This window comes from Limnohabitans sp. Rim28, assembly GCF_000293865.2.
Lineage (GTDB): Bacteria > Pseudomonadota > Gammaproteobacteria > Burkholderiales > Burkholderiaceae_C > Limnohabitans_A.
Map to the genome: position 1 here is coordinate 12,843 of NZ_ALKN02000018.1, position 13,763 is coordinate 26,605.

The following is a 13,763-nucleotide window of genomic DNA, read 5'->3' on the forward strand; positions in this document are numbered from 1 at the left end:
TTGAGCTCCAACGGTATGAATCAGGCCGCTGTGGTGGCCGGTTCAGATTGAACAACTGGAGACCCACCGCCGCTGTTGCCGCCAGAAGGAGGCGTACGGGGTGTCCAATCCTTCGGAGGCATGGGGTCGCGGCCAGCCATGATGTCCGCGATCTGGTCCTTGTCGATGGTTTCCCACTCGAGCAAAGCTTTGGCCATGCCATGCATTTGAGCACTGTGCTCTTCAATCAGGCGACGGGCCAATGTGTATTGCTCATCGATGATGCGACGCACTTCCATGTCCACTTTTTGCATGGTGGATTCGCTCATGTTGGTGGTTTTGGTCACCGAACGGCCCAAGAAAACTTCACCTTCGTTTTCGGCATACACCATGGGGCCCAAGGCATCGGTCATGCCGTACCGCATTACCATGTCACGGGCAATCGATGTTGCACGCTCAAAGTCGTTGCTCGCACCCGTGGTCATTTGGTTCATGAACACTTCTTCAGCGATTCGGCCACCAAAGAGCATGCTGATCTGGTTCAGCATGAACTCTTTGTCGTAGCTGTAGCGATCCTTTTCAGGCAAGCTCATGGTCACACCCAAGGCGCGGCCACGGGGAATGATGGTGACCTTGTGCACCGGGTCGCATTTGGGCAACAGATTGCCGATCAAGGCATGCCCCGCTTCGTGGTAAGCCGTGTTGCGACGCTCTTCTTCGGGCATGACCATGCTTTTACGCTCTGGGCCCATCAAAATTTTGTCCTTGGCCTTTTCAAAGTCGACCATTTCCACCACTCGGGCGTTGCGACGGGCCGCCATCAAAGCCGCTTCGTTGCACAAGTTGGCCAAGTCGGCACCACTCATGCCAGGCGTACCGCGGGCGATCACACCGGCGTTCACGTCTTGGCCAATGGGCACTTTGCGCATGTGCACGTTCAAAATTTGCTCACGGCCGCGGATATCGGGCAGTGTCACATAGACCTGGCGGTCAAAGCGGCCTGGGCGCAGCAAAGCGGCGTCCAAAATGTCTGGGCGGTTGGTGGCGGCCACCACAATGACACCCAAGTTGGTCTCAAAGCCGTCCATCTCAACCAGCATCTGGTTAAGGGTCTGTTCGCGCTCGTCGTTTCCACCGCCTAAGCCGGCACCCCGCTGGCGACCAACCGCGTCGATTTCATCAATAAAAATGATGCAAGGGGCATTCTTCTTGGCGTTTTCAAACATGTCGCGAACGCGGGAAGCACCCACACCCACAAACATCTCAACGAAATCAGAACCCGAGATGCTGAAAAAAGGAACCTTGGCTTCGCCGGCAATGCCTTTGGCCAGCAAAGTTTTACCCGTTCCTGGAGGGCCAACCAAAAGCAAACCACGAGGAATGCGCCCCCCCAATTTTTGGAAACGTTGTGGGTCTTTCAAGAAGTCAACCACTTCTTTGACCTCTTCTTTGGCTTCATCACAACCCGCCACATCAGCGAAAGTGGTGGTGTTGTTGTTCTCGTCCATCATGCGGGCTTTGGATTTACCAAAGCTGAAGGCTCCGCCTTTTCCGCCACCTTGCATCTGACGCATGAAGTAAACCCACACGCCAATCAAAAGCAACATAGGGCCCCAACTGACCAGCAAAGTCATGAGCAAAGAGCCTTCTTCACGGGGTTTGACGTCAAATTTGACACCGCTGCTGATCAAATCACCCACCAATCCACGGTCCAAGTAGGTGGCTGTTGTTTTGATGCGGCGCTCATCCAAGGTAATGGCGATGATTTCGGTACCACCGGGGCTCTCAGAAATCGTGGCGCTCTTGATGCGGTTGTTCCGAACCTCTTCGAGGAAATCCGAGTAACCAATAGCATTCGCGCTGGCGACACCGCGGTTGTCAAATTGCTTGAACAAGGTGAAAAGCACCATGGCGATCACCATCCAGACGGCAATTTTGGAAAACCAAGGGTTGTTCAAGTGAGGCTCCAATCAAAAGATAACTGTTGCCATTTTAGGCCTCAGAAGGGCTGACACAAGCCCTGAATGCTGTTTTAGCCCTCACAAAGGGAGGTTTAACCACCTTAATGGGTATCGAGCAGGCCCATACCGACCAAGAAAGTCTCCGAAGACTTGTCCCGGGAAGCCTTGGGCTTGATGGGTTTGACGACCTTAAAGGTCTCTTTGAACATCTTCACAATCTGGCTGTAGCCACTGCCGTGAAACACCTTGACCACCAACGCGCCTTGAGGTTTCAGGTGATTTTGGGAAAACTCAACCGCTAACTCAATCAAATGTTGAATGCGTGCAGCATCAGAGGACTCAATGCCCGACAGGTTGGGGGCCATGTCGGATACCACCACATCGGCCTGACGACCTTGCAAAGCAGCCTCCAACAAAGTGGCCACTTCGTTTTCTCGGAAATCACCCTGGATGAATTGAACGCCCTCGACCGGTGCCATGGGCAAGAGGTCCAAGGCAATGATGCCGCCGTTCAGTGCACCCACAGCGGCCCCGTCAGGCGAGAGTCTGCGTCGCAGGTACTGGCTCCAAGCTCCAGGGGCGGAACCCAAATCCACCACCAAATCCCCAGGTCGAATCAGGCCCAATGTTTCGTCAATTTCCTTCAGCTTGTAAGCGGCGCGCGCGCGGTACCCCTCTCTCAGAGCCAGTTTCACATAGGTGTCATTGACGTGGTCGTTCAACCACGCTTTATTGACTTTTTTACTTTTCGTTTTGACTTTCATTCTTCTGCGTCCTTGCGGGGATAATACGGGGATGCCCCAAATACAACTCACACCTGCCGAGCGCAAAGTTTTTCGCGCCGATGCCCACCACCTTGACCCAGTCGTCATGATTGGAGGCGACGGATTGACCCCTGCCGTCGTCAAAGAAACCGAATCCGCCCTGAATGCCCATGGGTTGATCAAGATCCGTGTGCTGGGCGACGACCGTGCTCAACGCGAAGCCATCTTTGCTCAACTCGCAGAACAACTCAACGCAGCACCTATTCAACACATTGGCAAGTTGCTGATTCTCTGGCGCCCCCAGCCTGAGAAAACCAAAGAAATCGATGAGGACCGCAAAGCGGGTCCTCGTGACTTCAAAATCCTGAAATACAGCACACGAGGTGGTCAGCGTCCTGAAGTCAAAACGGTTCGAGTTCTGGGCAATCAGCGACTGGCTGCAGGCGGCCAAATCAAGCGCGCCAAACCCAAACAAAAGTCGCTCAAAAAAGGGCGACACGACTGACAAGCTCAGTTGCTGCCTCTACAGGATGGCAAAGCTAACAAAGGCTGCTTTCGCAACAGCCTTTGTCTGCTCAAACGTAAGACACACCCACGATTTCGTATCGGCGCACACCACCCGGAGCCTGCACCTCGGCCACATCGCCCTCTTCCTTGCCAATCAACGCGCGGGCAATGGGGCTGCTGATGTTGATCAAACCCAACTTCAAATCGGCTTCGTCCTCACCCACGATCTGATACGTCACGGCCTCGCCAGTGCTTTCGTCTTCCAACTCGACGGTGGTGCCAAACACCACGCGGCCACCGGCATCTACCGATGCCGGATCGATGATCTGTGCAGCCGACAACTTTCCTTCAATTTCTTGAATGCGACCTTCCACAAAACCTTGACGGTCTTTGGCGGCATCGTATTCGGCGTTCTCACTCAGGTCGCCTTGGGCGCGGGCCTCAGCAATGGCTTGAATCACGCCAGGTCGGTCGACAGTTTTCAGGCGATGCAACTCGTCTTTGAGTTTTTCAGCGCCACGTTTGGTGATCGGAATGGTGGACATGCGGGGTTCTCCAAAAACAAACCGCCGAGTGATGAAACTCGGCGGTGATTCGCAGCATTATGCCCTGCCATAAGAACAGGGCCGGGGGCAAGACGAAGTTCAGGCCACCAACTGCGCATGCATTTCCTGTACGGAAATCACACCCAATTGATCCATGTACTTCATGCCCTCCACCGCAGCTTCAGCGCCAGCGATGGTTGTAAAGGTTGTGACGCGGTTGAGCAATGCTGATGTGCGGATATGGCGTGAGTCGGCGATCGCGTTGCGGCGCTCTTCAACCGTGTTGATGACCAAGGCAATCTCGTTGTTCTTGATCATGTCCACGATGTGCGGACGGCCTTCGGTGACCTTGTTCACAATGGCGCAAGGGACACCGGCTTCGGTGATCGCGCTGGCAGTTCCTTTGGTCGCGACCAGCGCAAAGCCTTGCGCGACCAATTGACGCGCCACTTCGATGGCACGCGCCTTGTCATTGTTTTTGACCGAAATGAAGACTTTTCCTGAGGGTGTGCCATCGGCCTTGGTGGGGCGCGGCAATTTGGTGCCCGCACCCAACTGGCTCTTCACAAAAGCTTCGCCAAATGTCTTGCCCACACCCATCACTTCGCCGGTCGACTTCATCTCGGGGCCAAGGATGGTGTCCACACCGGGGAACTTCACAAACGGGAACACGGCTTCTTTCACGCTGAAATAGGGGGGCGTGACTTCTTGGGTGATGCCTTGTGATGCCATAGACTGGCCTGCCATGCAACGGGCCGCCACCTTGGCCAACTGAATGCCCGTGGCCTTTGACACGTAAGGCACCGTGCGTGAAGCACGGGGATTCACCTCCAGAACGTAAATCACGTCTTGGCCGTCCACATGTTGGATGGCGAATTGCACGTTCATCAAACCGACCACATTCAAGGCACCCGCCATGGCGGCCGACTGGCGCTTGAGCTCGTCCACCGTGGCCGCCGACAGCGAGTAAGGTGGCAGCGAGCAAGCGGAGTCGCCGCTGTGCACGCCGGCTTGTTCAATGTGTTCCATCACGCCACCGATGAAGGTCTTGCCCTCGGGATCGCGCAGGCAGTCCACATCACACTCGATGGCATCGTTCAGAAAACGGTCCAGCAGCACCGGCGAGTCGTGCGACACCTTGACCGCTTCGCGCATGTAGCGCTCCAGGTCACGTTGCTCATGCACGATTTCCATGGCGCGGCCACCCAACACATAGCTGGGGCGCACCACTAAAGGGTAGCCCAAGGCTGCTGCTTTTTCCAAAGCCTCTGGCTCTGTGCGTGCCGTGGCGTTAGGAGGCTGACGAAGCCCCAAGTCTTGCAGCAATTTCTGGAAACGCTCGCGGTCCTCGGCTGCGTCGATCATGTCGGGGCTGGTGCCGATGATGGGCACGCCAGCCGCTTCCAGGTCCAGCGCCAATTTCAAAGGCGTTTGGCCGCCGTATTGCACGATGACGCCTGTTGGCTTTTCTTTGTCGACGATTTCAAGCACGTCTTCCAACGTGACGGGCTCAAAGTACAAGCGGTCCGAGGTGTCATAGTCGGTCGACACGGTCTCGGGGTTGCAGTTGACCATGATGGTTTCGTAACCGTCTTCGCGCATGGCCAAGGCGGCGTGCACGCAGCAGTAGTCAAACTCGATGCCCTGGCCAATGCGGTTGGGGCCGCCACCCAGCACCATGATTTTTTTGTTCGTGGTAGGTTCGGCTTCGCATTCACCGTCGCCATGACCCTCATAGCAGGAGTACATGTAGGCCGTGTCGGTCGAAAACTCGGCCGCGCAGGTGTCCACGCGCTTGTAAACCGGGCGAATGTTCAGTGCATGGCGACGCGCGCGCACCACATGCTCAGTGGTCTTCAGCAGCTTGGCCAAACGGCGATCCGAAAAACCCTTCTTCTTGAGTGCACGCAGCTCGTCGGCCGTGATGGCCTCGAGGGTGGCGGTTTCCAGTTCCAACTCAATCTTGACGATTTCTTCGATCTGTACCAAGAACCAAGGGTCGATCTTGGTCAAGGCAAACACCTCGTCCACGCTCAAACCCATGGCAAAAGCATCGCCCACGTACCAGATGCGCTCAGGACCAGGCTCGCCCAATTCCTTCTCGAGCACTTCGCGGTCTTGTGTTTTCTCATTCATGCCGTCCACGCCGACTTCCAGACCGCGCAAAGCCTTCTGGAACGACTCTTGGAAGGTGCGGCCCATGGCCATCACCTCGCCCACCGATTTCATTTGGGTGGTCAAGCGGCTGTCGGCGGTGGGGAATTTTTCGAACGCAAAACGCGGGATCTTGGTCACCACGTAATCGATCGATGGCTCGAACGATGCCGGAGTGGTACCGCCCGTGATGTCGTTGCGCAACTCGTCGAGGGTGTAGCCCACGGCCAACTTGGCCGCGACTTTCGCAATCGGAAAACCCGTGGCTTTGGAAGCCAAAGCAGACGAACGCGACACGCGCGGGTTCATCTCGATGACCACCATGCGGCCGTCTTTGGGGTTGATCGAAAACTGCACATTGGAGCCGCCCGTGTCCACACCGATTTCACGCAAGACGGCCAAAGAGGCGTTGCGCAGAATCTGGTATTCCTTGTCGGTCAGCGTCTGTGCTGGCGCCACAGTGATCGAGTCGCCGGTGTGCACGCCCATCGGGTCCAAGTTTTCGATGGAGCAGACGATGATGCAGTTGTCCGCCTTGTCGCGCACCACTTCCATCTCGTACTCTTTCCAACCGAGCAATGACTCTTCGATCAACAATTCGGTGGTGGGCGAGGCTTCCAAGCCGCGCTTGCAGATGACTTCGAATTCTTCGGGGTTGTAGGCAATACCGCCGCCGGTGCCGCCCAGTGTGAAGCTGGGGCGAATGACGGTGGGGAAACCCAAAGTCTTTTGCACGTCCCACGCTTCTTCCATGCTGTGGGCAATGCCCGAGCGGGCAGACCCCAGACCGATCTTGGTCATGGCGTCTTTGAACTTCAGGCGGTCTTCGGCTTTGTCAATGGCTTCAGGCGTGGCGCCAATCAGCTCGACCTTGTACTTTTCGAGCACGCCGTTGTGCCACAAGTCCAAAGCGCAGTTGAGCGCTGTTTGGCCACCCATGGTGGGCAAGATGGCATCGGGACGCTCCTTGGCAATGATCTTTTCGACCGTTTGCCAAGTGATGGGCTCGATGTAGGTCACGTCAGCCGTGGCGGGGTCGGTCATGATCGTCGCAGGGTTGCTGTTGATCAGAATGACTTTGTAACCCTCTTCACGCAAAGCTTTACAGGCTTGCACGCCGGAATAGTCGAACTCACAAGCCTGACCAATGATGATCGGGCCTGCGCCAATGATGAGGATGCTTTTGAGGTCAGAACGCTTTGGCATTATTTTGTCTCCATCAAGTTGATGAAGCGGTCAAAGAGATAAGCAATGTCGTGTGGGCCAGGCGATGCCTCGGGGTGACCTTGGAAGCAAAACGCGGGCTTGTCGGTGCGGGCCAAGCCCTGCAGGGTGCCGTCAAACAAGGACACGTGGGTGGCGCGCAAGTTGGCGGGCAATGATGTCTCGTCCACGGCAAAACCATGGTTCTGGCTGGTGATGGACACGCGACCGGAGTCGAGGTCTTTCACAGGGTGGTTGGCGCCGTGGTGTCCGAACTTCATCTTGAAGGTTTGAGCACCGCTGGCCAAAGCCATGATTTGGTGACCCAGACAAATGCCGAAAGTGGGTATGCCGGTTTCGATCAACTCTGCCGCTGCAGCGATTGCGTAGTCGCAAGGCTGGGGATCGCCAGGGCCATTGGACAAGAAAATGCCATCGGGCTTGTGCTTGAGCACATCGGCCGCAGAGGTCTTGGCGGGCACCACCGTGACTTTGCAGCCGCGCTGGGCCAACATGCGCAAAATGTTTTTCTTGACGCCGAAGTCGTAGGCGACCACATGGAACTTGGGGGATGTCAGGTGGCCGTAGCCTTCTCCCAAAGTCCACTCGGTTTGTGTCCACTCATACGACTTGGACACGGTGACTTTTTGTGCCAGATCGAGGCCAGCCATGTTGGGCGCACCTTTGGCGGCCGCCACAGCTTGGTCGATCAAAGCCTGGCTGACCTCTTGGCCTTTGGCCAAACCAACAATGGCACCGTTTTGGGCACCCTTGGTGCGCAAAATGCGGGTCAACTGGCGGGTGTCGATGTTGGCAATCGCGACCGTACCCGCATCGATCAAATAAGCGGAAAGGGTTTGGTCAGAGCGGAAGTTGCTCGCGATCAAAGGCAAGTCCTTGATGATCAAACCAGCAGCATGGACCTTGTCAGCTTCGATGTCTTCCACGTTGACGCCATAGTTGCCGATGTGCGGGTACGTCAAGGTGACGATCTGCTGGCAGTAGCTGGGGTCGGTGAGGATTTCTTGGTAGCCGGTGAGCGAGGTGTTGAACACCACTTCGCCGACTGTGGAACCGATGGCTCCAATCGAGTTGCCGATAAAGACCGTGCCGTCTGCGAGCGCCAAGATGGCGGGCGGGAAGGTTCCCTGAAGAGACAAAAGCACTGGGTTCTCCGGATAAGTTCGGGTACGCCTCAGCACTCACCAGAGATGCGATCTCTTTTTGGCTGCTTGTTCGAGGATTGGGCCTGGGATGGACTGTGGCGTACAGGTTGATGCGGGAAAGCCCACCATTATAGCTGAGGACTCAATGAAAACCCTGAGGTTTCTGGCCTCAAAGCGAGCAACAGCTAATCCAAAATCATCACAAAACAGCCGTTGCGCTGGCATGCAAACAAATGGCAGCAGCCGTGGCAACGTTCAAAGATTCTTCACCGCCAGGCTGGGCTATGCGAACTTGGTGCTGCGCCAACGCCAACAAAGAATCGCTGACGCCTTGACCTTCATGCCCAAAAACCCATGCACATTGGGCTGGTAGCTCGCCGCGACGAAGTAATTCGTGTAAAAAAGGACCTTCATGCACGTTGGTGGTCAAGATCGGCACCTGCAAATCGACCAATTCGCCTTCGTTGACCGACTCCACCAAGCTCAAACCAAAATGTGCACCCATTCCGGCCCTGAGCACTTTGGGAGACCACAAAGCTGCCGTTCCTTTGATGGCTAAGACTTGGCGGTAGCCGAAGGCTGATGCGCAGCGCAAAATAGCCCCCACATTGCCTGCATCTTGCAAGCGATCCAGGACAACGGTCGCCACATCGGGCAAGACTTTTTTTTCAGCCGCCCATGCGACGACAAAGCCCATTCGCGCGTGCGACTCTAAACCACTCAAACTGGCAAACGTGGCATCGGCCAAGACAAAAACCTGATCGGCCACACCCGTCCACTGCTCACCCTGCTCCGTCCATAAAGACTCGGTCAAAACGACCTGCAGCGGGCGCACACCGCGCTCAAGCGCCGCACGGCATAAATGATCGCCCTCCAGCCAAAACTGTCCTACTTTCCGGTAAGCAGTGGTCTCTTGGGCCAAACGCCGCCAAACTTTGACATGGGGGTTGTCTCGAGACGTGATCAGCTGCACCGCAAACTCCTGGCCACTGGGGCAAATGTCACCCTGTGGTAGTCTGTTGGACCATGCGCTTGCAACGCGGCCAAGTGCTGTGCTGTGCCATAGCCCTTATGTTGGTCGAATCCGTAGATCGGATAACGCAGATGCATCGCTTCACACAGGCGATCACGGTGGACCTTTGCCAAAATAGAGGCTGCGGAAATGGCTGGCACCAAGGCGTCTCCTTGCACGATGGCTTCAGCCCGCATGGACAAAGTGGGCAAACGGTTGCCGTCTACCAAAACCAACTTTGGGGGCAAACGCAGAGCCTCAACGGCCCGTTTCATGGCCAGCAGTGTCGCCTGCAAAATGTTGATTTGGTCAATTTCTTGCACGCTTGCCTCTGCAACGGCAAAGCACAAGGCTCTCGCCCGGATTTCGTCAAACAATGCCTCGCGACGCTTGGCCGTCAGTTTTTTGGAATCGTTCAATCCACGAATTGGATTCAAATCGTCCAAGATCACGGCAGCCGCAACAACAGGCCCCGCCAAAGGACCGCGACCAGCCTCATCCACCCCAGCCATCAAACCGGGTTCATGGAAACAAAGCGCTGACTGTTCAGCGTGCAAGAACTTTTTCGAGGGCATGCGTTGAAAGTTGGGCTGTATCCAGTTGCAATGAAAGATGCAAATGATGAAATCGAGACTGCAATGCGTCCACACGATCTGGCGCAGACAGCCAAGCCAGACAGGCTTTTGCCAAAGCATCGGGCGTACAGCGATCCTGTAAAAATTCTGGCACAACGAAGTCTTCACACAAAATATTGGGCAAGCCCACCCAAGCTTGCAGTTGTTGTCGCTTCATGATTTGCCAACTGAGCCAGTTCATGTGATACCCAATGACCATGGGGCGCTTGAACAAAGCCGCCTCCAGCGTGGCTGTCCCACTGGCAATCAAAGTGACATCACACGCGGCCAGCGCTGCGTGTGATTGGCCCAAGAGCAGCTGCAGATTGGGCAAACCACCTTCGGCTTGGATCAAAGCCTGCAAGCGCGGCAACAAACTGGGCACTGCAGGCAGCACAAATTGCAAAGCGCTGTTTTGACGCTGCATGATCCGGGCGGCTTGAATGAAGCGCGGGGTCAAGTGCTCTATTTCAGACAACCGACTGCCCGGCAAAATGGCCACCACAGGCCTTTGATCATTCAGACCCAAAGCTTGGCAAGCTGCTGAGCGATTGGGGTTCAAGGGGATGGTTTGCGCCAATGGGTGACCGACATAGGTCGCCTCTATGCCAGCTTGAGCCAACAACACAGGCTCAAACGGGAAAATGCAAAGCATGTGGTCGACGCTGCGGCGAATTTTCTCAATCCGCTCAGGCCGCCAAGCCCAGATGGAGGGACACACAAAATGGACCGTCGGAATGCCTGCGGCTTTGAGCTTGGCCTCCAAATCAAGATTGAAGTCAGGTGCATCAACGCCAATGAACACATCAGGCGGTTGAGACAACAAACGCTCACGCAATTGATCGCGAATGGCCACGATCCCCCGGTAGTGCCGCAATACCTCGACATAACCACGCACAGCCAGTTTGTCATGCGGCCACCAAGCCTCAAAACCCAGCGCTTGCATTCGGGGCCCACCGATACCAAAACCATGCGCTTGCGGCCAATGCGATTGCACACCTTGGATCAGCAAACCGGCCAGCAAGTCGCCAGAAACTTCTCCGGCCACCATGGCAAAGGACAAAGCCCCCGAGGGGGCTTTGTCGAATGAACCAAGCTCGCGTTGAGTCAACGCACAATCCCACGTTGAGGCGAGGCTGCCTTTAAAAAATCGAGCATCATGTCCACGTCGGGCTGGACCTCGGGTTTGGTTTCGGCCAGTCCACCAATACGGGCCATGGCGTCATGGAGCGACAAGCCATCTCGGTACAAGGCTTTGTGCATCGCCTTGACGGCACCAATGCGCTCGGCAGAAAAACCACGTCGGCGCAAACCTTCAAAATTCATCGAACGCGCTTGTGCAGGCTGGCCTTGCGCCATGACAAAGGGTGGCAAGTCGGCAAACAACAAAGAGTTCATGGCGGTGAAGCTGTGAGCCCCAATGCGGCAAAACTGGTGGACGACGGTAAAGCCCCCCAAAATCACCCAATCCTCCACCACCACATGACCCGCCAGCTGAGTGTTGTTGGCAAAAATGGTGTGGTTGCCCACTTGGCAATCATGGGCCAAGTGCACATAGGCCATGATCCAGTTGTCGTTCCCCACAGATGTCAGCGCTCGGTCACCCGGTGAACCGATGTTGAAAGTGCAAAACTCACGAATCGTGTTGCGGTCGCCAATCACCAACTCACAGGGCTCATCCTTGTATTTTTTATCCTGCGGCACCGCGCCCAAGGAATTGAACTGAAAAATTCGATTGTTTTGACCAATGGTCGTGTGCCCTTCGATGACGCAGTGACTTGCCACACGGGTACCCGCACCAATTCGGACATGGGGGCCAATTAAGGTGTAAGGCCCTACAGAAACCGTGCTGTCAAGTTCAGCTCCGGGACTGATGATGGCCGTTGGATGAATGTTGCTCATACCGATCAAACTTGAGGGATTTTCCGCATGGTGCACATCAACTCAGCTTCGGTTGCGATGTCATCACCGACCTTGGCACGTGCTTTGAATTTGAAAATACCGGACTTCATGCGGTCAAGTTCAACTTCCAAGATCAGCTGATCTCCCGGCTCCACCGGTCGCTTGAAACGCGCACCGTCAATGCCTGCAAAATAATAAACAGTTTGATCATCAGGCGTCTCCCCCAATGTATCAAAAGCCAATAAGGCAGCCGCTTGGGCCAAGGCTTCAAGCATCAAAACACCGGGCATCACGGGACGATGCGGAAAATGACCCTGAAAATGCGGTTCGTTGATGGACACGTTTTTGAGTGCCTTGATGCGCACGCCTTTTTCGATTTCCAGCACGCGGTCCACCAACAAGATGGGATAACGATGGGGGAGCTGTTTTAAGATTTTGTGGATATCCATCATGTTCAGGTTTCCTTGTTGTTATGAACTTCCGCTTCAAGTGCTTTGATGCGCTCACGTAAGCGGGACAGCTGCTTGAGACTGGCCGCATTTTTTTCCCAATTGGCGTTGGTATCCAATGGAAACATGCCCGTGTAATTTCCTGGCTGAGAGATGGAGCGCGTCACCACCGAGGCGGCCGAAATATGAACATGATCAGCCAAGGTCAAATGACCCAGAACCACCGCACCACCGCCCACTGTGCAATGCGCACCAATGCGGGCACTGCCGGCAACCCCCACACACCCTGCCATGGCCGTGTGCGCTCCGATGTGGACGTTGTGTCCAATTTGAATCAAGTTGTCGAGCTTCACGCCATCTTCGATGACCGTGTCTTCAAGCGCACCCCGATCGATGCACGTGTTGGCGCCAATTTCAACATCATCACCAATGCGGACGGCACCAAGCTGTTCAATTTTCTCCCACCGACCTTGGTGCATTGCAAAGCCAAAGCCATCGGCTCCCACCACAACGCCAGCATGCAAAATGCAACGGGCACCCACCACACACCCCTCCGAGAGCGTCACCCTTGACTTGAGGACTGTTCCGGCACCCACGCGAGTGCCCCGCTCCAAGACACACAAAGGACCAATCACCGCATCATCGGCAACATCGGCCAGGGGATGAATGACGGCACTGGGATGAATGCGTGGCCCTTGGAAAGGTGCATGGGTGTGTTTCCACAACCGCGTCAATCTGGCAAAGTAAAGGTAGGGGTCGTCGGTCACAATCACAGAGCGGCCAACGCCGGCCAAGGACTCAAAAGCAGGCGCGACAATGATGCACCCGGCCCGGCTCTCGACCAACTGCTTTTGATACTTGGGATGGCTCAGAAAGGCGATGTGTTGGCGCTGTGCGGTCTGGAGCGGTGCCAAACCTTCGACAGCGAACTCCGGTGAACCCAAAAGACGCCCACCGAGCCGATCAACAATGGTCGACAGTGTCAATGACACAATAAAAAGTCAGGGAAAAACCGTTACTTGCCAACCGAGGCGTTGAGGGCCTTGATGACTTTGTCGGTGATGTCGTGTTTAGGATGGATGTACACGGCTTCCTGAAAAATCACGTCATATTTTTCAGATTCTGCGACCTGCTTGACAGCACGATTGGCCCGCTCCACGACGATTTGTTGCTCTTCATTTTTACGAGCGTTCAAATCTTCCTGGAACTCACGACGCTTGCGCTGAAACTCACGGTCTTGGTCGAGCAATTGCTTCTGCCGGGCTGTACGCTGAGACTCCGCCAAGGTCGGCGCTTCACGCTCAAAACGTTCAGAAGCTTGTTTTAAACTGTTTCCGTTGTCCACCAGCTCCTTCTCTCGACGCGAAAATTCTTGTTCCAACTTGGCTTGAGCTTGCTTGGCAGTGGCCGCTTCGCGAAAAATTCGCTCGGTGTTGACAAAGCCCAGCTTGATGTCTTGAGCCTGGACACTGAGAGTCAACAAGGAGGCCATGATGGCGCAAGCCAA

General features: G+C 55.4%; 13 protein-coding genes. 1 reads left to right on the forward strand and 12 read right to left on the reverse strand.

Features of this window, described 5'->3' with window-relative positions:
• Positions 1-20 precede the first annotated feature (20 nt).
• A complete protein-coding gene (gene ftsH, locus B472_RS15405; RefSeq protein WP_019427503.1) occupies positions 21-1,937 on the reverse strand; it encodes an ATP-dependent zinc metalloprotease FtsH in 1,917 nt (638 codons plus the stop codon).
• 104 nt (positions 1,938-2,041) lie between these two features.
• Positions 2,042-2,704: an RlmE family RNA methyltransferase gene (locus tag B472_RS15410; RefSeq protein WP_019427504.1), complete on the reverse strand. Its 663-nt coding sequence runs from the start codon at positions 2,702-2,704 to the stop codon at positions 2,042-2,044.
• 31 nt (positions 2,705-2,735) lie between these two features.
• Here B472_RS15410 and B472_RS15415 point away from each other — a divergent pair, with 31 nt between their 5' ends.
• Positions 2,736-3,209 (forward strand): YhbY family RNA-binding protein, encoded by a 474-nt coding sequence (locus B472_RS15415; RefSeq protein ID WP_019427505.1) that lies wholly within the window; start codon positions 2,736-2,738, stop codon positions 3,207-3,209.
• A gap of 70 nt (positions 3,210-3,279) precedes the next feature.
• Here the strand turns inward: B472_RS15415 and greA are convergent, their stop codons facing one another.
• From greA to B472_RS15465, 10 genes are all read right to left on the reverse strand, one after another.
• Positions 3,280-3,756, reverse strand: a complete 477-nt coding sequence (gene greA / locus B472_RS15420) for a transcription elongation factor GreA (RefSeq protein WP_019427506.1) — start codon at positions 3,754-3,756, stop codon at positions 3,280-3,282.
• Positions 3,757-3,855: 99 nt separating this feature from the next.
• Complete coding sequence (gene carB, locus B472_RS15425; RefSeq protein ID WP_019427507.1) at positions 3,856-7,116, reverse strand: carbamoyl-phosphate synthase large subunit; 3,261 nt, start codon at positions 7,114-7,116, stop codon at positions 3,856-3,858.
• The gene (gene carA, locus B472_RS15430; RefSeq protein WP_026039649.1) at positions 7,116-8,279 is read right to left on the reverse strand and encodes a glutamine-hydrolyzing carbamoyl-phosphate synthase small subunit; all 1,164 of its coding nucleotides are present in this window, start codon (positions 8,277-8,279) and stop codon (positions 7,116-7,118) included. Before carA ends, carB begins: the two co-directional genes overlap by 1 nt.
• 199 nt (positions 8,280-8,478) lie before the next feature.
• Positions 8,479-9,252 (reverse strand): RNA methyltransferase, encoded by a 774-nt coding sequence (locus tag B472_RS15435; RefSeq protein ID WP_019427509.1) that lies wholly within the window; start codon positions 9,250-9,252, stop codon positions 8,479-8,481.
• Complete coding sequence (gene rnhB, locus B472_RS15440) at positions 9,243-9,866, reverse strand: ribonuclease HII (protein WP_019427510.1); 624 nt, start codon at positions 9,864-9,866, stop codon at positions 9,243-9,245. The genes B472_RS15435 and rnhB overlap by 10 nt, the downstream gene beginning before the upstream one ends.
• Positions 9,838-10,956 carry a lipid-A-disaccharide synthase gene (gene lpxB, locus B472_RS15445; protein ID WP_026039650.1) on the reverse strand — a complete coding sequence of 373 codons (1,119 nt, stop codon included), beginning with the start codon at positions 10,954-10,956 and terminating at the stop codon, positions 9,838-9,840. Before lpxB ends, rnhB begins: the two co-directional genes overlap by 29 nt.
• A gap of 56 nt (positions 10,957-11,012) precedes the next feature.
• Complete coding sequence (lpxA, locus tag B472_RS15450) at positions 11,013-11,807, reverse strand: acyl-ACP--UDP-N-acetylglucosamine O-acyltransferase (RefSeq protein ID WP_019427512.1); 795 nt, start codon at positions 11,805-11,807, stop codon at positions 11,013-11,015.
• Between the two features lie 5 nt (positions 11,808-11,812).
• Complete coding sequence (gene fabZ / locus B472_RS15455; RefSeq protein WP_019427513.1) at positions 11,813-12,259, reverse strand: 3-hydroxyacyl-ACP dehydratase FabZ; 447 nt, start codon at positions 12,257-12,259, stop codon at positions 11,813-11,815.
• Between the two features lie 2 nt (positions 12,260-12,261).
• Positions 12,262-13,248 carry a UDP-3-O-(3-hydroxymyristoyl)glucosamine N-acyltransferase gene (gene lpxD, locus B472_RS15460; RefSeq protein ID WP_026039651.1) on the reverse strand — a complete coding sequence of 329 codons (987 nt, stop codon included), beginning with the start codon at positions 13,246-13,248 and terminating at the stop codon, positions 12,262-12,264.
• 23 nt (positions 13,249-13,271) lie between these two features.
• Positions 13,272-13,748 (reverse strand): OmpH family outer membrane protein, encoded by a 477-nt coding sequence (locus B472_RS15465; RefSeq protein ID WP_238147462.1) that lies wholly within the window; start codon positions 13,746-13,748, stop codon positions 13,272-13,274.
• Positions 13,749-13,763 lie beyond the last annotated feature (15 nt).

What these genes read in the sequence shown, in the direction of transcription:
- B472_RS15465 (WP_238147462.1), bottom strand. Translation starts at nt 13,748, where the DNA reads ATGGCCTCCTTGTTGACTCTCAGTGTCCAGGCTCAAGACATCAAGCTG.
- lpxB (WP_026039650.1), bottom strand. Translation starts at nt 10,956, where the DNA reads ATGGTGGCCGGAGAAGTTTCTGGCGACTTGCTGGCCGGTTTGCTGATC.
- B472_RS15410 (WP_019427504.1), bottom strand. Translation starts at nt 2,704, where the DNA reads ATGAAAGTCAAAACGAAAAGTAAAAAAGTCAATAAAGCGTGGTTGAAC.
- rnhB (WP_019427510.1), bottom strand. Translation starts at nt 9,866, where the DNA reads ATGCCCTCGAAAAAGTTCTTGCACGCTGAACAGTCAGCGCTTTGTTTC.
- lpxA (WP_019427512.1), bottom strand. Translation starts at nt 11,807, where the DNA reads ATGAGCAACATTCATCCAACGGCCATCATCAGTCCCGGAGCTGAACTT.
- fabZ (WP_019427513.1), bottom strand. Translation starts at nt 12,259, where the DNA reads ATGATGGATATCCACAAAATCTTAAAACAGCTCCCCCATCGTTATCCC.
- carB (WP_019427507.1), bottom strand. Translation starts at nt 7,116, where the DNA reads ATGCCAAAGCGTTCTGACCTCAAAAGCATCCTCATCATTGGCGCAGGC.
- B472_RS15415 (WP_019427505.1), top strand. Translation starts at nt 2,736, where the DNA reads ATGCCCCAAATACAACTCACACCTGCCGAGCGCAAAGTTTTTCGCGCC.
- greA (WP_019427506.1), bottom strand. Translation starts at nt 3,756, where the DNA reads ATGTCCACCATTCCGATCACCAAACGTGGCGCTGAAAAACTCAAAGAC.